The 18350-nt window shown below is 63.5% G+C and carries 17 protein-coding genes; 9 read left to right on the plus strand and 8 right to left on the minus strand.

All coding sequences use genetic code 11. From position 1 onward, the window contains the following. Positions 1-152: 152 nt before the first annotated feature. Positions 153-1040 (minus strand): AraC family transcriptional regulator, encoded by an 888-nt coding sequence (locus AAG821_RS17665; protein ID WP_341915043.1) that lies wholly within the window; start codon positions 1038-1040, stop codon positions 153-155. A gap of 597 nt (positions 1041-1637) precedes the next feature. On the opposite strand from AAG821_RS17665, the gene AAG821_RS17670 reads away from it, so the two are divergent. The 5 genes from AAG821_RS17670 to AAG821_RS17690 all read left to right on the plus strand — a co-directional run bounded on the left by AAG821_RS17670 (position 1638) and on the right by AAG821_RS17690 (position 6471). After that, the gene (locus tag AAG821_RS17670; RefSeq protein WP_341915045.1) at positions 1638-2360 is read left to right on the plus strand and encodes a GntR family transcriptional regulator; all 723 of its coding nucleotides are present in this window, start codon (positions 1638-1640) and stop codon (positions 2358-2360) included. A gap of 64 nt (positions 2361-2424) precedes the next feature. Further along, complete coding sequence (locus tag AAG821_RS17675; protein ID WP_341915047.1) at positions 2425-3624, plus strand: extracellular solute-binding protein; 1200 nt, start codon at positions 2425-2427, stop codon at positions 3622-3624. Between the two features lie 26 nt (positions 3625-3650). Further along, positions 3651-4733 (plus strand): ABC transporter ATP-binding protein, encoded by a 1083-nt coding sequence (locus AAG821_RS17680; RefSeq protein ID WP_341915049.1) that lies wholly within the window; start codon positions 3651-3653, stop codon positions 4731-4733. Continuing rightward, positions 4730-5623, plus strand: a complete 894-nt coding sequence (locus AAG821_RS17685) for an ABC transporter permease subunit (RefSeq protein ID WP_341915051.1) — start codon at positions 4730-4732, stop codon at positions 5621-5623. The genes AAG821_RS17680 and AAG821_RS17685 overlap by 4 nt, the downstream gene beginning before the upstream one ends. 17 nt (positions 5624-5640) lie before the next feature. After that, complete coding sequence (locus AAG821_RS17690) at positions 5641-6471, plus strand: ABC transporter permease subunit (RefSeq protein WP_341915053.1); 831 nt, start codon at positions 5641-5643, stop codon at positions 6469-6471. A gap of 1 nt (position 6472) precedes the next feature. On the opposite strand, the gene ggt is transcribed toward AAG821_RS17690, so the two are convergent. Next, positions 6473-8161, minus strand: coding sequence for a gamma-glutamyltransferase (ggt, locus tag AAG821_RS17695; RefSeq protein ID WP_341915055.1), 1689 nt, complete (start codon positions 8159-8161; stop codon positions 6473-6475). Between the two features lie 417 nt (positions 8162-8578). Between ggt and AAG821_RS17700 the strand changes: the two genes are divergently transcribed. Beyond that, on the plus strand, positions 8579-9799 hold the full coding sequence (locus tag AAG821_RS17700; protein ID WP_341915060.1) for a GAF domain-containing sensor histidine kinase: 1221 nt from the start codon (positions 8579-8581) through the stop codon (positions 9797-9799). Here AAG821_RS17700 and AAG821_RS17705 read toward each other — a convergent pair. Both AAG821_RS17705 and AAG821_RS17710 read right to left on the minus strand, forming a co-directional pair. After that, positions 9796-11016 carry a CaiB/BaiF CoA-transferase family protein gene (locus AAG821_RS17705; RefSeq protein WP_341915061.1) on the minus strand — a complete coding sequence of 407 codons (1221 nt, stop codon included), beginning with the start codon at positions 11014-11016 and terminating at the stop codon, positions 9796-9798. The two genes, AAG821_RS17700 and AAG821_RS17705, sit on opposite strands and share 4 nt — an antisense overlap. Positions 11017-11049: 33 nt before the next feature. Next, positions 11050-12240: an acyl-CoA dehydrogenase gene (locus tag AAG821_RS17710; protein ID WP_341915063.1), complete on the minus strand. Its 1191-nt coding sequence runs from the start codon at positions 12238-12240 to the stop codon at positions 11050-11052. Positions 12241-12370: 130 nt separating this feature from the next. On the opposite strand from AAG821_RS17710, the gene AAG821_RS17715 reads away from it, so the two are divergent. Both AAG821_RS17715 and AAG821_RS17720 read left to right on the plus strand, forming a co-directional pair. Further along, positions 12371-13273 carry a LysR family transcriptional regulator gene (locus AAG821_RS17715; RefSeq protein ID WP_341915065.1) on the plus strand — a complete coding sequence of 301 codons (903 nt, stop codon included), beginning with the start codon at positions 12371-12373 and terminating at the stop codon, positions 13271-13273. A gap of 68 nt (positions 13274-13341) precedes the next feature. Further along, positions 13342-13746 (plus strand): OsmC family protein, encoded by a 405-nt coding sequence (locus AAG821_RS17720; RefSeq protein WP_341915067.1) that lies wholly within the window; start codon positions 13342-13344, stop codon positions 13744-13746. On the opposite strand, the gene AAG821_RS17725 is transcribed toward AAG821_RS17720, so the two are convergent. Beyond that, a complete protein-coding gene (locus tag AAG821_RS17725) occupies positions 13743-14753 on the minus strand; it encodes an adenosine deaminase (protein WP_341915069.1) in 1011 nt (336 codons plus the stop codon). The genes AAG821_RS17720 and AAG821_RS17725 overlap by 4 nt on opposite strands. Before the next feature lie 91 nt (positions 14754-14844). Here AAG821_RS17725 and AAG821_RS17730 point away from each other — a divergent pair, with 91 nt between their 5' ends. After that, the gene (locus AAG821_RS17730; protein WP_341915071.1) at positions 14845-15417 is read left to right on the plus strand and encodes a DUF308 domain-containing protein; all 573 of its coding nucleotides are present in this window, start codon (positions 14845-14847) and stop codon (positions 15415-15417) included. A gap of 2 nt (positions 15418-15419) precedes the next feature. Here the strand turns inward: AAG821_RS17730 and AAG821_RS17735 are convergent, their stop codons facing one another. The 3 genes from AAG821_RS17735 to AAG821_RS17745 are packed head-to-tail and all read right to left on the minus strand — an operon-like array spanning position 15420 to position 18148. Then, a complete protein-coding gene (locus AAG821_RS17735; RefSeq protein WP_341915072.1) occupies positions 15420-16925 on the minus strand; it encodes a sensor histidine kinase in 1506 nt (501 codons plus the stop codon). Continuing rightward, positions 16918-17643 (minus strand): response regulator transcription factor, encoded by a 726-nt coding sequence (locus AAG821_RS17740; protein WP_341915075.1) that lies wholly within the window; start codon positions 17641-17643, stop codon positions 16918-16920. Before AAG821_RS17740 ends, AAG821_RS17735 begins: the two co-directional genes overlap by 8 nt. After that, positions 17627-18148: a hypothetical protein gene (locus tag AAG821_RS17745; protein WP_341915077.1), complete on the minus strand. Its 522-nt coding sequence runs from the start codon at positions 18146-18148 to the stop codon at positions 17627-17629. Before AAG821_RS17745 ends, AAG821_RS17740 begins: the two co-directional genes overlap by 17 nt. Positions 18149-18350: the final 202 nt, after the last annotated feature.

Genomic DNA, 18350 nt, shown 5'->3' on the forward strand with positions numbered 1-18350 from the left:
TGGATTGTCCCGACCGCACGCAACGCATTGCCAAACCCCTGCACGCCCTTTCGAACGGGCTTTTGAGGCAGCCTAGATGTGGCCATCCGGCATTTCTCGCCTATCCTTGCGACAAATGGCCAATTCTTGCTTTTTATTGAATACGACTGAAATCAGTTCGCGACGCGATAATCCCGTGGCGTCATGCCGACCAGCGAGCGAAAGACGCGGGAAAAATGCGACGCATCCTTGAATCCGCAATCCAGCGAAATCTCAAGAATGCTCAGATTATGCTCACCCAGAAGTTTTTTTGCACGGTCGATGCGGCGCTCGACGATGTAGCGGTGCGGCGAGGTGCCAACCGATTTGCGGAATTCGCGCGAGAAGTGGAACGGGCTCATGCCGGCCGCCTCGGCCATCTGCTCAAGTGAGATTTCCTTTGCCAGATTGGCGGCCACCATGTCGAGCACGCGCCGCATCTGGGCCCGGCTCGATACGGCCGCCGTCATCTGGCCGGTGCCCATCACATAACGGCGCAGGATATAGGCGATCAGGGCATGACAGAGCCCGTCGGCGATATCCTTCACGAAGGGGCCATCCTGGTCGATGATGCTGAGCATCTGCCGGCCGATCTGGCAGATCATTTCATCGGGCGAATACAGCGGATCATTGAAACGCACGGTATGCGCACCGTCATCCGCTTCCTGGCCGCACATGGCGGCGATGGTGGTGCGGGGAATCATGATATGCAGCAGATCGAAGCTGCCCGGACTGAGCCAGCGGTTCTCCTCATCGGGATGCACGATGCGAACCGTGTGCTTGGCGATCGGACCAGACCAGACCTGCCGCCGGCCCGCCCAGGCCTTGGCCTGCATCGGTTGGAGGATCAGCGACAGCAGGTAGTGATTGTGGCGCACCGGCCGAAATTTGAAGTCCCCTGGCTCGTTGTCGTGAGACCAGCGGAACATAGACGCACCGGTTTCCGGCAGGGCGATCAGATTCCCGCGTGACCGAATGCCCCAGTGTTGCTCCAGGTCGGTCAGCGACATATCCGCGGTCATGAGCGAAACCCTTTAGGGTGACTGCGGCATGCCAGCTTCAGCCGGCACGCCAAACTGTCACACGGTAGCGCTAAACCTCGGGACGGCTCCACAACAAAATATTTCAACAAAAACATATAGCTAGGATGGATTTGACCTATGGCCTCTCCGGCAGAGACCAATCCGAATATGGTTCATATCCGTTGCCGGCTTTGAATATTCCGATCGATCGTCGTCAAAGCGACGGTACAGAAAGCCAGCCAACTGCCTTTCACGCCTATCGATTGCAGTGCGCAGGATCGCTTGACGATTCCGCCACCCATGGATCTGGCGCTCAAGGCACCGCTCATACCCCTAAAACAGACTGACACGTCCGCCTTCTTTCGCCGGGCCTGCAGCGCAGAGTTCATTAAAGCTTTGAAAGAATTGGATATTCAGAAGGCCCGGTCAGGACGCATCTGAAATCAGCGGATCCGGTTGACGCTAGTATATTAGTATTCTAATAGTCCTGCAGGCCATCAACGAATGGCCCGGGAGGATCATGAACCAGCCTGCACCAGCACCCGCGCCCGGATTGTGGCTGCCGCATCGCGGTCGCCATCACAGTGGCGCGGCCTCATGAGCCAGGTGCGCGCCCAGACGGCCGCCATGCAGGTGCATGACCGGCTGCGGCAGGAAATCGTCACCGCCGCCCTGCCGCCGCGCATGCCACTGTCGGAACAGGAGTTGACCGCCCGCTTCGGCGTGTCGCGCACGCCGATCCGCGAGGCTTTGCTGAAACTGGCCGAGGAAGGCCTGGTCGATATCTATCCCCAGCATGGTTCCTTCGTCTCGCCAATCCGGCTCAGTGATGTCTATGACGCACAGTTCGTGCGCGAGTCGCTCGAATGCTCCGCGATCGCGCTGGCCGCTGACCGCATCGATACTGTACAGGCGCACCAGCTCAGTTCCGTGCTCGACCGCCAGAATGCCTTTCACAAGGTCGGCGACAACGACCGCTTCTTTGATGCCGACGAGGAAATGCATGCCACGCTGATGGCAATTGCCGGCCACCCGCAGGTCTGGCGCCAGGTCGAGAGCGCCAAGGCGCAGATGGATCGCGTGCGCCATCTCACCGTGCGGCGCCCGCTGAAGCGCAATGCCGTGCTGTCGGAACACCAGGCGATCATTGACCGCGTGCTGCAGCGCGATGCTGCTGGCGCAGTGGACGCGTTGCGCACGCATCTGCGCGGCGTGTTCCAGTCTGTGCAGGTTCTGGTCGCCGAGAACGAAGCCTATTTCGCCAGCGAGTCCGAAGCCACGCCGCCGCTGCGTGGTCGTCCGGTCGGTATGCGCCGGTGATGCCATGGAGGTTCAGTAAACAGACGTAGCGTTCCACTGGTTATAAACTTGGGAGGAAACAACAATGAACGATCATCAGTTCACGCGCCGCGGCCTGCTCGGCGGCGCAGCCGGTCTTGCCGCCTTCAGTCTCGCGGGCGCACCTTCCGGTGCTTTTGCTGCCGTACCGCCGCTGCCCAGTTCTCCGGTGGCCCTGAATGTGGTCGATGTTGCCGGCAACCTGGCCCTGACCCAGCGTGCCATTGAAAGCTATCGTGCCGCCAACCCGAAGCTGGTGTCGCGCATCACCTTCACCAAGGCACCGGCGCCGGAACTGCCGGGAAAGATCAAGGCACAGCAGGCCGCCAACCGCGTCGATATCGACATCGTGCTGACCGGCATTGATGCGCTGTCAGCCGGCGTTGACCAGAAACTGTGGCAGCCGATCATTCCCGATTACGCCGAGAAGCTGCCCAAGCTGGACGACATCTACCTGCCCGGCGCCAAGGCCATGCAGGGACTGGCGGCCAATCAGGGCGTCTGCATCGTGTTCTGCCAGGCCGGGCCGCTGCTGGAATACATGCCCGACCGCGTCAAGACCGTGCCGAAGACCGCGGCCGATCTGCTCGCCTGGACCAAGGCTAATCCCAACCGCTTCATGTATGCCCGCCCGGCCAATTCTGGGCCGGGCCGCGTCTTCATGATGGGTCTGCCCTATCTGCTGGGCGACAAGGATCCGAAAGACCCGAAGGATGGCTGGGACAAGACCTGGGCCTATCTCAAAGAGCTCGGCCAGAACATCGAATACTACCCCTCAGGCACCGGGCCGACGATGAAGGCGCTGGGCGATGGTTCGCGCGACATGATCCCGACCCAGATGGGCTGGGACATCAATCCGCGCGCGCTCGGTGTGGTGCCGAAGGAGGCCAAGGTCGCCGCTCTCGAGGGCTTCCACTGGATTCTGGACGCGCATTATCTCTGCATCCCCAAGGGTGTCGCCCCAGAGAAGCAGGCCGTGATCGTCGACCTGCTGAACTACCTGCTGAGCAAGCCGGCGCAGGCGACCACCTATGATGAGGGCTATTTCTATCCGGGCCCGGCGGTGAAGGACGTGCCGCTGTCGATGGCACCGCCGGAAAGCCAGAAGGTGATCGAAGAATACGGCCGGCCGGAATATGCCAAGCTGATTGCCGACACGCCGCAGCAGCTGCCGCTGACACCCGACAAACTGGTCTATGCCTTCGCACGCTGGGACCAGGAAATCGGCGCTGCCAAGACCAAGTAAGTTTCCAGAAAAAGAGACAGAGTATAATGGCCGGTATGTCGCATGATTTCCGCAAGCTGCGGCTCGATCGCGTGAGCCGCAGCTTCGGACTGCACAACGCTTTGCGTGACGTTTCCCTGGAAGTTGCACGCGGCGAGTTCATTGCCCTGCTCGGTCCTTCGGGCTGCGGCAAATCGACGGCGCTGAATTGCCTCGCGGGCCTGTTGCCGCTGACCGGCGGCGGCATCTGGCTCGACGAGACGCGCATCGACCCGCTGAAGCCCGAGGAGCGCGGCTTCGGCATGGTGTTCCAGAACTACGCGCTGTTCCCGCATATGAGCGTGGAGAAGAATGTCGGCTTCGGCCTGCGCATGCAGGGCCGGCCAAAAGCCGAGATCGACGACAGGGTGGCCAAGGCCATGGCGCTGGTCCGCCTGGGCGAGCAGAAACACAAGCTGCCCGGCCAGCTGTCTGGCGGCCAGCAGCAGCGCGTGGCGATTGCACGCGCCATCGTGATCGAGCCGCCGCTGGTGCTGATGGACGAGCCGCTGTCCAACCTCGATGCCAAGCTGCGCCTGGAGATGCGGGCCGAGATCCGCCGCATCCACAATCTGGTCGGCTCGACCACCATCTATGTCACCCATGACCAGGACGAGGCCCTGTCGCTTGCTGACCGCATCGTGGTGATGCGCGACGGCAGCGTACGGCAGGTCGGCCGGCCGGATGAGCTATATGCCCGGCCTGCCCATGCCGATGTCGCCGAATTCATGGGCTATCGCAACCTGCTGTCGCTGACCGTGACGGCCACTGCGAACGCCATCGCCGAAGTCCGTATCGAACAGGGCACCCTGCAGGGCAGCCTGCTCGGTGCTGCCAAGCCGGGCGACACCACCATCGTGGCGATCCGGCCCGACGACCTGACACCGCGCAACAACGGGCCGATCCGCGCCACGGTCAATTCCGCCGAGTATCGCGGTCGCGATTTCTACGGCATCGCCACTACTGTGCAGGGGCTGGAGCTGTTCTTCCGCTCCGAACACAAGGTATCGGCCGGCGAGCAGCTCACGCTCGGCGCCGATCCGGCCCGCGTGCTGGTGTATCCGGGCGAGGCCCGGCCGGCGGCATCATGACGGGCGCCACAAACGAGCGCGCGCCGCTGCGACTGCGGCTGGCCGCGATGGGGATTGACAACGTCACGCTGCTGGTACTGCCGGCGGTGCTGTTTGTGCTGGCACTGTTTGTCTACCCGTTTATTTACGGCCTGATGCTGTCGCTCGAGCCCAAGCAGGGCGACTGGTATGCCAACTACCAGGCGTTTTTCAGCAACCCTTTCCTCTATGACACCATCGGCAAGACCCTGCGCCTCGCCGCGCCGGTCACCATGCTGTGCATCCTGCTGTCGGTGCCGATCGCGCTGCGCGTGCGTCATATGAAGCGCCAGCGCCTGCTCACCACCATTCTTGTGCTGCCGATCACGCTGGGCACCGTGCTGATCGCCGAAGGCCTGTTGAACTATCTGGGTCCGCAGGGCTGGCTGAACCGCACGCTGATCACCTTTGGTCTGATCCACGCCCCGCTGCAGCTGGTGCACAATTACTGGGGCGCCTTCCTCGGCCTGCTGATCTCGATCTTCCCGTTTACCTTCCTGCTGACGTTGTCCTACGTCACCGGTATCGATCCGGCGCTGGAGCAGGCCGCGGCGACCCTGGGCGCGCGGCCCTGGGCCCGTTTCCGCCATATCCTGCTGCCTTTGCTGGCGCAGGGCCTGGCGATCAATTTCTGCCTCTCCTTCGTGCAGGCCTTTTCGGTGTTTCCCACTGCGGTGCTGCTGGGATCGCCGGCGGGATCGACCCGCGTGATCTCCATTGCCGCCTATACCGCGGCCTATGAGGCCTACGATTATTCGCTGGCCTCCACCATCGCCATGATCATGGCCGCCGTGCAGCTGCTGATCGTTGCCGGCATTCTCTCGGCGCGCGGCCTGCTGTATCGCGGCCCGGTCGGCGGTGCCAAAGGATGACCCCGAGGATGATCGCCATGGATCGCCATCCCCTTGCCCTGCGTGCCTGGACCACGGCCATCTGGCTGCTGGTCGGCTTTTTCATCCTCAACCTGCTGGCGATGATCGCCAGCGTGGTGGTGAATTCCTTCGGCACACGCTGGTTCAACACCTGGCTGCCCAACGGCTTCACCACCAAATGGTATTTCTCGGCCTGGGCCGAATTCCAGCTCGACGATGTGCTGATCACCACCTTCCAGGTGGTCGGCGCCGTCGTTGCATTATCAGGCCTGCTCGGTGTGCTGGGTGCCTATGCGCTGGCGCGACGCGAATTCCCCGGCAAACGGCTGGTGATGCTGCTGATCCTGCTGCCGCTGCTCGTCCCGCCGCTGACCTACGGCATTCCGCTGGCCACCGTGCTCTACCAGTTCGGTGCCGCCGGCTCGGTGTTCGGCGTCATCCTCGCCAACCTGGTGCCGACCGTGCCCTTCGTGATCCTAGTGATGATCCCCTTCATCGAGCAGATCGATCCGCGCATCGAGGCCGCTGCCCGCGTCTTCGGCGCCAATTCGCGCCAGATGTTCGTGCATGTGCTGGTGCCATTGCTGGCACCGGGCATCCTGGCTGCCCTGCTGATGGTGCTGGTGCGCACCATTGCGATGTTCGAGCTGACCTTCTTCACCGCCGGGCCCAGCAGCCAGACGCTGGTGGTGGCACTGTATTACGCCGTCTATGCCGCCGGTGTGCGGGCCGGACAGTCGATCGACGCCATGGCGGTGATCTATATGGCAACGACCATGGTGTGGCTGCTGATCGCCCTGCGCTTCGTCAACCCCACGCAGCTGGTGACGCGGGTGAAGAAATCATAGATCAGCGCCCGCGCGCCACGCCCTCGCGGCGCGGATCGGCGCCACCGACCAGGTCGCCGCCGGGCATCACCTCGATGCCCTGCAGGCCGCTGTTCAGCTCGATCACATTCACCCGGTGCCCACGCGCCCGCATGATCTCGGCCAGGCTGGCAGCCGCCGTGTCCTTTTCCAGCTCCAGGCCGGTATTGCGATCCAGGTAGTGCGGCAGGCTGATTGCCTGCTGGATATCCAGATTCCAGTCGAGCACGCCGATGATGGTCTGCGCGACATAGCCGAGGATGCGGCTGCCGCCGGGCGAGCCCACCACCAGGCGCAGTGAACCGTCGCCATTGAACACCACCGTCGGCGCCATCGAACTGCGCGGGCGTTTGCCCGGCGCGATGCGGTTCGCCACCGGGCGGCCATTTTCCTCGGCCTCCGAGGAGAAGTCAGTCAGCTGGTTGTTGAGCAGGAAACCATGGGTCATCTGCTTCGAGCCGAAGACATTCTCGATGGTCACCGTCATTGCCACCGCATTGCGCTGCATATCCACTGTGGAGACATGGGTGGTAGAGGGCAGTTCCACGGCGCTGTCGCGGCCAAAGGACTGCACGGCGCCATGCTTGGTCGGTGGTTCGCCAGGTTGTGCCGGCTGGCTGCTACCCTGCAGCGGATCGACCTGCCGGGCGCGGCCAGCCAGATAACCGCGGTCGGTCATGCCACTAAGCGGCATCTGCACATGATCGGGATCGGCGACATAATAATCGCGGTCGGCATAACCCAGTCGCTCGGCCTGCGCGATCAGATGCACCGCCTCGGGGGACAGCGGCGCATGCCGGGCAAGATCGAAATGCGACAGAATCCCCAGCGCCTGCAGCATGTTCACGGCCGAAGACGGCGGCGGCATGGTGCAGACCCTGTAGGCGCGATAGGGGGCGCAGACCGGATCGCGCTCCTGCGCGCGATAACCGGCAAGGTCGGCCAGCGTCATGTTGCCCGGATTGCCGGGCGCCGCATTCACGGTCGCCACGATATCGGCGGCGATGGCGCCGCTGTAAAAAGCATTGGCGCCTTCGCTGGCGATCCGCCGCAGCACAGTGGCAAAAGCGGTGTTGACCAGCAGGCTGCCAGTTGGTTTCGCCGCGCCATCAGCGGTGTAGAACAACGCACGCGCCTGCGGGATGTCGCGCAGATAGCGGTCCTGGCTCAGCAGCTCATGCAAGCGCGGCGAAACCGTGAAGCCGGCTTCGGCCAGTCGGATCGCCGGCTGGAACAGATCGGCCCAGGGCAGCTTGCCATATTCGGCATGCACCAGCTCGAACATACGCAGCATGCCCGGCACGCCGACCGAAGCGCCGCCGACCACGGCCTCCATGAAACTCTTCTTTTTGCCCGCCGCATCATAAAACAGCTGCAGGTTCACCCCGGCCGGGGCGGTTTCGCGGCCATCGAAGGCGCGCAACCGCTGGCGCGCATTGTCCCAGACCAGCATGAAACCGCCGCCGCCAATGCCGGCCGACTGCGGCTCGACCAGATTGAGCACCAGGGCCGCGGCAATCGCAGCATCGACCGCCGACCCGCCGCTGGCCATGATCTGCGCACCGGCCTCGGCCGCATGGGGATTGGCGGCAGCTGCCATATACTGGCTGGCGCGGACCGCCGCTTTTTCCGTACGTCCGGTCGCCGCCTCCGGCGCGATGTTCTCAAACATCGTCCGCGGCTGTGCCCATGCCGGCACCATCGCCAGCACAAGCATAATCGCCAAAACCCCAGGTAAGCAGCTGCTGCGCTTGGTCATCATGACGAACGTCCTGGCTCGAAAGTCGCGTCCTGCCGCAGCAGATAGTGCCCGGCCAGGCATAGTCTGCCACACGCGATGGATTTCATGACCGGCGCCACCGCAACCCGCGCGGCATCTGCGCCTTGACGGTCTGTCTGCTGAACATGGCCGCGCTGTGAAATAGCGGCCCGCAGCATGGGCTGAACATTGATTCCATTGGTTGTTTTTGTAGCACCGACAAAAGCCATAGCGTTATCGGAAAGTAAGGCGCTGCGCCAATGCATGCTGCGGTAGCGTCCATTTAGCCACAGTCGCCGTCACGCCGACCACAGCTCATATCGGGATACCATGACCGTTCCAGCCGCATTGCCCGCCAACGAAGATCAGCGCCTTGCCGTGCTGCACGACTACTGCATCCTCGACACCGAACCGGATGAGCGCTTCGACCGCGTGACCGCGCTGGCCGCCGATCTGTTCGATGCGCCGGTTGCGCTGGTGTCGCTGGTCGATGCGGAGCGTCAGTGGTTCAAGTCTCATCACGGACTATCCGTCCAGGAAACGCCGCGTGACATCGCCTTCTGCGCCCATGCCATTCTCGATGACGTGCCTTTCATCGTCGAGAATGCAGCAGAGCATCCGTTGTTTCGCAGCAATCCTCTGGTGCTGGGAGCACCCGACATCCGTTTCTACGCCGGTGTGCCGCTGTGCAACAGCGATGGCCACCGCCTCGGCACGTTCTGCGTCATCGATCGCAAGCCTCGCACCTTGTCGCCGGAAGACATTACCCGACTCGTCAAACTTGCCGCGATTGCTGTCGATGAGTTGGAACTGCATAAGGCACGCGTGCAGGCCGAGCGCCTGGCCGCCGCGCAGGCCGCGGCCAACCAGATGAAAAGCAAATTCCTCAGCTCGATGAGCCACGAATTCCGCACGCCGCTCAATGCCATTCTGGGCTTTTCCCAGATTCTGGAAATGAATACGAGCAACCGGCTGAGCCGGGATGAAATCGAGTATGTCGGTTCGATCAAGACTGCCGGGCATATTCTGCTGCGATTGACCGATGGCATGCTGACCATGGCCCAGCTCGAGGCCGGTATGATCCCGCTCAATCTCGAGCCCATCAGCGCCCAGGATGTGATCAGCGAAGCGTTCCAGCTGCACAACCCCGCCGCCCGGATCAATGGCGTGGTGCTGAGCCAGCGGCTTTGCGACACCGAAATCAGTTTCCGCGCCGACTACATGCAACTGCAGCGCGTTCTGGGCAATTTTGTCAGCAACGCCTTCAAGTTCACGCCCGCCAACGGCACGGTAACGCTGGGCTGCGAATGCGACGATAACCGCCAGGTCACCCTCTATGTGCAGGATACCGGCTGCGGCATCGCCAGCGCATACCAGCAGGATGCTTTCCAGAGCTTCAACCGGCTCGGCCGCGAGGGCAGCGCGGTGGCCGGCACCGGTTTGGGCTTGGCCATTGCCCGGCGTCTGACCCACGCGATGGGCGGCGAGATCGGCTTTGAGAGCCAGGAACAGGTCGGCAGTCGTTTCTGGGTTCGCTTCCTGGCGGCCTAGATCACGCCCTTCCGGCGCAAGTCGGCCAGTTTCGCAGCATCAAAGCCCAACTGCTCCGCCAGCACCTTGTCAGTATGCTCGCCCAGCAGCGGCGGGCCGCGGTCGTAGGAGACAACCGAATCCGACAGGCGCAGCGGGCTTGCCACGCTGGGCAGGCTGCCCTGCTGACTGTGCGGCACTGTCTTCTGCAGGCCGCGGGCCTGCACATGCGGATCGGCGAAAACGCGGTCGACGGTATTGATCGGGCCGCAAGGCACCTGGCGCTTTTCCAGGGATGCGATCAGGTCATCCATCGTGCGCTGCTTCGTCTCTGCCTCGATGGCCGCCACCACCGCGGCGCGATGGTTCAGCCGCTCGATATTGGTGGCGAAGCGCGGGTCGGTCTTCCACTCCGGATGGCCAAGCTCATCGGCCAGCTTGGCGAACTGACCGTCGTTGCCCACCGCGATGATCACATGGCCATCGGAGGCCGGGAAACTCTGGTAGGGCACGATGGCGGCATGGCCGTTGCCCATGCGCTGGGGCACTTCGTTGCCGATCAGGTAGTAGGTCGCCTGGTTGGCCAGGGCTGCCACCTGCACATCCAGCAGCGCCATGTCGATGTACTGGCCCTTACCGCTGCGATGGCGCTGGTTCAACGCGCCGAGGATGGCGATGGTGGAATACAGCCCGGTCATCACATCGGCCAGTGCGACGCCGGCCTTCTGTGGCCCGCCGCCCGGCAGATCATCCTTCTCGCCGGTCACGCTCATCAACCCACCCATGCCCTGGATGATGAAATCATAGCCGGCGCGCGGCGCATACGGCCCGGTCTGGCCAAAGCCGGTGATCGAGCAATAGACCAGCCGCGGATTGATTTTCGACAGGCTGTCGTAATCCAGGCCGTATTTCTTCAGGCCGCCGAGCTTGTAATTCTCCACCACCACATCGGCCTTGGCCGCCAGATCGCGCAGGATCTGCTGGCCTTCCGGCGTCGCCATATCGACAGTGACCGAATGCTTGCCGCGATTGGCGGCAAGGTAATAGGCGGAATCGGCACGGGCGCCGGTTTCGGGGTCCTTCAGATAGATCGGACCCCATTTGCGCGTGTCATCGCCCTCGCCGGGCTTCTCCACCTTGATCACGGTGGCGCCGAGATCGGCGAGATTCTGGGTACACCAGGGCCCCGCCAGCACACGGCTGAGATCGAGCACAACGATATCGTCGAGCGCACGCATCCCGGCGCCTCCGCCTGTTACTGTGGAGTTGACTTAGTAGAAGGCCTGAATGCCAGTCATGGCGCGGCCGAGAATCAGCGCATGAACGTCATGCGTGCCCTCGTAGGTGTTCACCGTCTCCAGATTCACCAGATGGCGCATCACATGATAATCCTCATGGATGCCGTTACCACCGTGCATGTCGCGCGCCATGCGGGCAATATCCAGAGCCTTGCCACAGTTGTTGCGCTTGATCAGCGAGATCATCTCCGGGGTTTCCTGGCCGGCATCGCGCAGGCGGCCGACACGGAGCGCGGCATTGAGGCCGAGCGCGATTTCGGTCTGCATGTTGGCCAGCTTCAGCTGGATGATCTGGTTGGCGGCAAGCGGCCGGTTGAACTGCTTGCGGTCCAGCACATACTGGCGCGCCTGGTGCCAGCAGGCTTCCGCCGCCCCCATGGCGCCCCAGGCGATACCGTAGCGCGCGCTGTTCAGGCAGCCGAACGGACCCTTCAGGCCCTGCACGTTCGGCAGCAGGTTTTCTTCCGGCACGAAAACGCCGTCCATGACGATCTCGCCGGTGATCGAGGCGCGCAGGCTCAGCTTGCCGTTGATCTTCGGCGCCGACAGGCCCTTCATGCCCTTTTCCAGGATGAAGCCGCGGATGATGCCATCCTCGGTCTTGGCCCAGACGACAAAGACCTGGGCCAGCGGCGAGTTGGAAATCCACATCTTGGCGCCGGTCAGCTCGTAACCGCCGGGCACCTGCTTGGCGCGGGTCTTCATGCCGCCCGGATCGGAACCGTGATCGGGTTCGGTGAGGCCAAAGCAGCCGATCCACTCGCCGGTCGCCAGCTTGGGCAGATACTTTTCGCGCTGGGCTTCCGAGCCATAGGCATAAATCGGATACATCACCAGGCTGGACTGCACGCTCATCATCGAGCGGTAGCCGGAATCGACGGCTTCGACTTCACGGGCGACCAGGCCATAGGCGACGTAAGACGCGCCGGCGCAGCCATAGCCATCGATCATCGAGCCGAGCAGGCCGAGTTCGCCCATCTCGCGGAAGATCGCCGGATCGGTCTTTTCCTCGCGGAAGGCTTCCTTGACGCGCGGCAGCAGCTTGCTCTGGCAGTAGTCGCGGGCGGAGTCGCGGATCAGGCGCTCGTCCTCGGTCAGCTCCGCATCCAGGTTGAACGGGTCTTCCCACTTGAAGGCGGTTTTGGTTTTGGACTGCACGTTCATGGCGGTTTCCTCGGACTGCGTGTTTTGAGGGGAGAGTATACCCCTCGGCTGGCCCGGCAAGCTGCCCGAGCGGCGCTTGGCGCGCAAACGAATATTCGCTATTACTTGATGACTGGAGGTTATCAACTTTATGGCCCTTCCCCGCCGTTTCCTGCCGCCGCTTTCGGCACTCACCGCCTTCGAGGCCGCCGCCCGCCATGAAAGCTTCACGGCGGCCGCATCCGAGCTGAATGTCAGCCAGGCGGCGATCAGCCGCCGGGTGCAGCTGCTGGAGGAATTGCTGGGGCTGACGCTGTTCGAGCGCATCCGCCAGCGCGTGGTCCTCACACCCGCGGGCGCCGCCTATGCAAGAGAGCTGCAGGATGCGCTGGGCCGCATCGGCACCGCCACGGTGAACACCATGGCGGCCCGCAGCGGCAACGCCATCCTCTCGGTCGCCACCCTGCCCACCTTCGGCACGCGCTGGCTGATCCCGCGCCTGCCGGATTTCGCCGCCGGGCATCCGCAGATCACGGTGAACCTGCCCACCCGCATCGAGACCTTCGATTTCGCCGCCGAGCCGCTGGACGCGGCGATCTCGTTCGGCGATCCGGTCTGGCCCGGCGCGGTGGTCGACCGCCTGATCGAGGAAGAGCTGGTGCCGGTAGCCTCCAAAAAGCTGCTGGCGAAGCATCGCGTGCGCAAGCCGGAAGACCTGTTCAAACTGCCGCTGCTGCAGCAATCGACGCGGCCATCGGCCTGGGGCGACTGGTTCGCGGCCTTAGGCATTGCTGCACCGCAGGTGACGCTGGGCCCGCGCTATGGCCAGTTCGCCATGGTGGTGCAGGCGGCCGTGGTGGGCCTGGGCGCAGCCATCGTGCCGCGCTTCCTGGTCGAGCCGGAGCTGAAGGATGGCAGCCTGGTGGCGCCGTTCGAACACACGATCGGCAGCAAGCAGGCCTATTGCCTGTTCTATCCCGAAGCCCGTCGCAACGATCCGGTGCTTCGCGCCTTCCGCGACTGGCTGCTGAAGATGGCGCACGGGACATCTTGACCGATATCAAGGCACCCGGGCACTAACCTGGCAAACTGGCACCCTTCCTCGCTCAAAGGCGGCCGTTCATGCTGGAATACAGGATTACTGCGACACGGATCGATGCTGGCGGCAGTGTGGCGCACTGCAAAGACGCGCAAATCACCCTGGACACCAGCATGGCAGGGCGCCCTGATGCCTTGAATCCTGCAGAGCTGTTCCTGGCCGCCATTGCCGCCTGCATGATCAAAGGGATCGAGCGGGTGGCTCCAATGCTGAAATTCTCATTGCGTGGCGTCGAGGTACGGCTGCATGGCCAGCGGCAGGACAGCCCGCCGAAAATGGTCGCCATCGACTATGAGCTGATCGTCGACACGGACGAGCCGGATCGCCGCCTGGAACTGCTCCACCAGAATGTCCGAAAATACGGAACAATTTCCAATACGGTCGCGGAGGCGACCAAGCTCGAAGGGGTTATCCGGCGGCGCAACTAGCCGACAGCGTAGGCTGTCAGGACGCCAAGATGGCGCTGCTGTTCCGCTCTGTCGATGAAGGCGGCGCGGAAGCTGTTGGCTGCCAGGGTCACGATCTCGTCCCGGCTGAGATCCAGGGCCTGCTGCACGGCGATGTAATTCTCGTTCACATAGCCGCCGAAATAGGCCGGGTCGTCGGAATTGATCGTCGCCACCAGCCCGGCCTGCAGCATGCGGCGCAGCGGGTGTAGCGTCATGTCATTCACCACGCAAAGCCGCAGGTTCGACAGCGGGCAGACCGTGAGCGGCATGGCCTCGCGCGCCAGCCGCGCGGTCAGCCGCTCGTCTTCCAGCGCGCGGTTGCCATGATCGATGCGCTGCACCTGCAACAGGTCGAGTGCCTCCCACACATACTCCGGCGGACCCTCCTCGCCGGCATGGGCCACGGCCTTGAGACCGATGCCACGGGCACGGGCGAACACGGTCTGGAATTTTGATGGCGGATGGCCTTTTTCAGACGAATCAAGCCCAACACCGATGAAGCGATCTCGCCAGGGCAAGGCCTCGTCCAGCGTGCGCAGCGCGCTGGCCTCATCCAGATGACGCAGGAAGCACAGGATCATGCTGATGCTCATGCCGAACTGCGATTCTGCATCGGCTTTCGCCCGCCACAGGCCGTCGATCATGGTCTGGAACGGCACGCCGCGCTCGGTATGGCCCTGCGGGTCGAAAAAGATTTCGGCATGGCGCACCGCCTGGGCGGCGGCGCGGCGGAAATAGGCCATGGCAAGATCGTAAAAATCCTGCTCGGTCACCAGAACGCTCATGCCTTGGTAATACAGATCGAGAAAATCCTGCAGGTTGCCGAAACGATAAGCGCCGCGCAGCGCCTCGACCGAGTCATAAGGGAAGGCGACCTTGTTGCGCTGGGCCAACGCATACATCAACTCGGGCTCGAAGGTGCCCTCGATATGGACATGCAACTCGGCCTTGGGCAGGCCGCTGATGAAAGCGGATAAATCGGTCATGCCGACAAGGTAGCGCGCAGGCCGCGTCGCGACAACAAGGGTGTCTGTTGTTATATTGGGTGCTATCCCTCAACCGGAACAGGAACACATCATGGTCGAACGCATGCCGCCGGGTGCCGCCGCGCCGATGCCGCGCCGCCTGTGGTGGATGATCGTGCTGCGCGGCCTGGCCGCCCTGGCCTTTGGCCTGGTTGCCATTTTCTGGCCGGGCATCAGTCTGGCTGCGCTGGTGATGCTGTTCGGCGCCTATGCGCTGCTGGATGGCGCCATCACGCTGGGTTTCGCCCTGCGCCGCCGGTCGAATGAGGCCGGCAAGGGCATCCTGATGGCCACGGGCATCGCCGGCCTCACCATCGGCCTGATCAGCGTGCTGTGGCCGCAGGTGACGGTGACGCTGCTGATCTATGTGCTGGCTGCCTGGCTGGTGCTGTTTGGCCTGATCGCCATCGCTCATAGCCTGCAGATGCGAAAACAGGTCGGTGCGGCCTGGCCGCTCAGCCGCGGCGGCATCCTGCTGGTGCTGGTCGGCCTGCTGCTGGTCCTGTTTCCTAATGCGGTGGCGGTGGCGGCAACCTGGGTGCTGGGGATTTTCGCACTGCTGATCGGCGCCGGCCTGCTGGCCTTTGCCTGGCGCCGTCACCAGCGCGACAGCATGGTGCTCTGAGATTACGCCAGCGGCAATCCGAGCGTGACAATAAAGCCGCCGCCACGGCGGTTGGCCGCCTCTATGGTGCCGCCGACTGCCTCCATGTTGCGCTTGGCAACCCAGAGACCCAGACCGAAATTGGCCGGGGCGGCGGCGCCGGGATCGTTGCGGCTGCGGTCGCGGAACGATACATGGCGGTCGAAGATATGCGGCAGCAATGCCGCTTCGACACCAGGGCCATTATCCGCCACCACGATCAGCACGCGGCGCGTACCGCGATGCAGTGTCACCGTCGCGGTGCTGCCGGCCGGCGCATAGCTCAGGGCATTCTCGATCACCTGACTCAGGGCATCGGCGATCAGGCGGCCGCCCAGCGGCGCCGTCGCCTCGGCCTCGACCGCGGTGCGCAACGTGATGCCGCGCGCCGCCGCGTCGGCAGCATAGGCATCGACCACATCTTCCACCAGGGCACCAAGATCGACTTTCTCGCGCGGCGGATCGAGGCGATCGGCCACCGCATCATCCAGGTGACGGGCAGCCCGCACCAGCGCGTCAAGTTTTTCCAGTGCGCCATCCACCGCCATCAGCGCTTGCTGGCAACGCTTGTCGTCGGCAGCAATCCGGCCGCGCAAAGGCACCATGGCCTGGCGGATGGTGCCCAGCGGAGTCTTGAAGGCATGCGCGCTTTCTTCGGCGGCAACGCGCAACTCGCTGGCCGTGGCGCGCAAGCTGTCTTCCATGCGGTCGAAGGCATTGGCCACCGGTTCCAGTTCCGGAATCTGGTTGCGCTGGGCAAAGCGCCCCTCGATGCGGCGTTCGGCCACGGCGCGCGCAGTCGCGGCAAAGCGCCGCAGGCCATGGCCGAGATCGAAAGCGATCACCAGCACGACGAAGGCGAAGATCAGATAGATGGCAGCGGCCACCTGCACCTCCGGCGCGCGCCAGTAGGGCTGGCCCAGCCGCTGCTCGGCCGCATCGGCCAGGTTGCTGGAAATCACCAGCACCCAGCAGCCACGCGCGGTGCGCACCGGAGTCAGCGAGGTGATCAGTTCCGAAACGCGATCCGAGCGTTCGACCCGCAGCGCCAGGGGCAGATCGCCGGCGCAGGACTCGCCCAGTTGCGCCAGCACGCCGGTGGCGTCCAGCCGGGCACGCTCGGCCTCCAGATCGGCCGGCATCACCGGCGGCGCCGAGGCGACATACAGAAAACCCGCATCGGGCGCGCTGTCATGCGGGCGGAACAGCAGGCGCAGGCTGACGCCTTCAGTCTGGAAACGCGACAGCTCCTCACCCAGCCGGAACAGCGGAATCATGTCGGCGCGTTGCAGGCGATCCTCCAGCACGCGGCCCACCGTCAGTCCTTTGACGCGAATGCTTTCCAGCAACAGGCGCTGGCGGTCGATATCCGCCTGCCGGAAGGTGAGATAGAGCACCACCGGCAGGGCGATGAACAGCGCCAGCACGATCAGCGCGCGCGCCGTCAGCGAACGCCAGACCCGATGCAGCTGGACGGCTGTATCAGCCATGACGCCAGCGATAGCCGAAGCCGGGATAGGTTTCGATCGCGTCGAATTCCGGATCGAGATCGCGGAATTTCTGGCGGATGCGCTTCACCATGGCACGCACATTGGCGCGATACCCTTCCGGACCCTGGCCGGCCTCGAAGCCGGCACCGCGCACGGCGTCGTAGATCTCGCGGTAACCGACATCGCGGCCGACGCGCTGGGCCAGCAGTTGCACCACCTTGAATTCACCATGGGTGAGATCGACCTGGGCGTTGTTCCAGGCGGCCCGTGCGCTGGCCACATCGAGCACCAGGCCACCCTCGACCGTCGTGGTCGCGGCCTCGCCGGTTGCCGGCGCCTTGGCTGCGAGCGCGATGCGCAGGCGCTGCAGGATGATGGCAAAGCTCTTGCTCTTGTCGACGAAATCCACCGCGCCGAGCTTGAGCCCCTTCTCCTCGAAGATCGGCTGGTTCAGACCGGTCAGGAAGATCACCGGAATGCCATGGCCGGCATTGCGCAGCTGTTCCAAGGTGGCAGGCCCATCCTGCACCGGCATCTGCCAGTCAAGCAGCAGGGCCGCCGAACGGTTGCCCTTGGCGAACCAGTCGATCAGGGCCGGGCCGTTATCGAAGGTGATGGCGCGATAGCCGGCCTCGCGCAGATTGGCCGAAATCGTATCGCGGAACAGATCGTCGTCGTCAACGACGGCAATCAACAGGGCATCAGCGGCGGCTGGCATCGCGGGCGATCCTTGAGAGGCACTGGTCGACGGCGGCATGCGGTGCAGGCAGGCCGTTGACCTCGTATTGCAGGGTATAGAAATCATTGCGGCTGGTGTCGAAATACAGATAGGCCGCCAGCCGGCAGTCGTCTTTGCCAAATTCCAGCACGCGCGCCGGCGGCGCTTCGCGCTCGGCAGCCGGCAGGCCAAACTGCTGAACCAGCATGTCGCGATTGAGGCCCATCACCACGGGTGGTCGCAACACTGGCTCCAAAACAGGAGGTGGTGGCGCGACTGAAGAGGGTGCGGGCTGCGCGGGCTTGCGCGTCGGCAGCGGCGCCGTTGCGCGCGGCGGCGGTTCGACGACGGGCGGCGGCGGCGGCGGCGATTCCTGCACAGGCGGTGGCGCCGGCGGCGATGCCAGCCGCGCCCATTCGCAGCCGGCCAGCATGGTGGGCAGCATCAGGGCAGCCAGTGCGATGCGTCGTGGAATGCGATTCGGCATGTCCGTGACGATACGCAAGGCTGGTGCCGTATAAAAGATACAACGAATCTCGAATTCCCAATATTTGAGAGATTTCAATACAACTACCAATACCAACGAAGTATTGGCGATAGTAATTCCCGTGACAAACCTGTGATGTAAAGAGGGTATACTTGTGATACCCGCAATAAAACCGGGACGTCCCCAAATACTCATTGCCGAATAGCTTTCGATCGCCAAT

Origin of the sequence: Ferrovibrio terrae (genome assembly GCF_943372915.1) — a bacterium.
In the GTDB taxonomy this organism is placed as follows: domain Bacteria; phylum Pseudomonadota; class Alphaproteobacteria; order Ferrovibrionales; family Ferrovibrionaceae; genus Ferrovibrio; species Ferrovibrio terrae_A.

Excerpts from the sequence above, each read along its gene's own strand:
- AAG821_RS17685 (WP_341915051.1), top strand. The coding sequence starts at position 4,730 with ATGACGGGCGCCACAAACGAGCGCGCGCCGCTGCGACTGCGGCTGGCC.
- ggt (WP_341915055.1), bottom strand. The coding sequence starts at position 8,161 with ATGTTTGAGAACATCGCGCCGGAGGCGGCGACCGGACGTACGGAAAAA.
- AAG821_RS17710 (WP_341915063.1), bottom strand. The coding sequence starts at position 12,240 with ATGAACGTGCAGTCCAAAACCAAAACCGCCTTCAAGTGGGAAGACCCG.
- AAG821_RS17730 (WP_341915071.1), top strand. The coding sequence starts at position 14,845 with ATGGTCGAACGCATGCCGCCGGGTGCCGCCGCGCCGATGCCGCGCCGC.
- AAG821_RS17665 (WP_341915043.1), bottom strand. The coding sequence starts at position 1,040 with ATGACCGCGGATATGTCGCTGACCGACCTGGAGCAACACTGGGGCATT.
- AAG821_RS17680 (WP_341915049.1), top strand. The coding sequence starts at position 3,651 with ATGGCCGGTATGTCGCATGATTTCCGCAAGCTGCGGCTCGATCGCGTG.
- AAG821_RS17700 (WP_341915060.1), top strand. The coding sequence starts at position 8,579 with ATGACCGTTCCAGCCGCATTGCCCGCCAACGAAGATCAGCGCCTTGCC.
- AAG821_RS17735 (WP_341915072.1), bottom strand. The coding sequence starts at position 16,925 with ATGGCTGATACAGCCGTCCAGCTGCATCGGGTCTGGCGTTCGCTGACG.
- AAG821_RS17715 (WP_341915065.1), top strand. The coding sequence starts at position 12,371 with ATGGCCCTTCCCCGCCGTTTCCTGCCGCCGCTTTCGGCACTCACCGCC.
- AAG821_RS17670 (WP_341915045.1), top strand. The coding sequence starts at position 1,638 with ATGAGCCAGGTGCGCGCCCAGACGGCCGCCATGCAGGTGCATGACCGG.
- AAG821_RS17705 (WP_341915061.1), bottom strand. The coding sequence starts at position 11,016 with ATGCGTGCGCTCGACGATATCGTTGTGCTCGATCTCAGCCGTGTGCTG.
- AAG821_RS17725 (WP_341915069.1), bottom strand. The coding sequence starts at position 14,753 with ATGACCGATTTATCCGCTTTCATCAGCGGCCTGCCCAAGGCCGAGTTG.
- AAG821_RS17690 (WP_341915053.1), top strand. The coding sequence starts at position 5,641 with ATGGATCGCCATCCCCTTGCCCTGCGTGCCTGGACCACGGCCATCTGG.
- AAG821_RS17740 (WP_341915075.1), bottom strand. The coding sequence starts at position 17,643 with ATGCCAGCCGCCGCTGATGCCCTGTTGATTGCCGTCGTTGACGACGAC.
- AAG821_RS17675 (WP_341915047.1), top strand. The coding sequence starts at position 2,425 with ATGAACGATCATCAGTTCACGCGCCGCGGCCTGCTCGGCGGCGCAGCC.
- AAG821_RS17720 (WP_341915067.1), top strand. The coding sequence starts at position 13,342 with ATGCTGGAATACAGGATTACTGCGACACGGATCGATGCTGGCGGCAGT.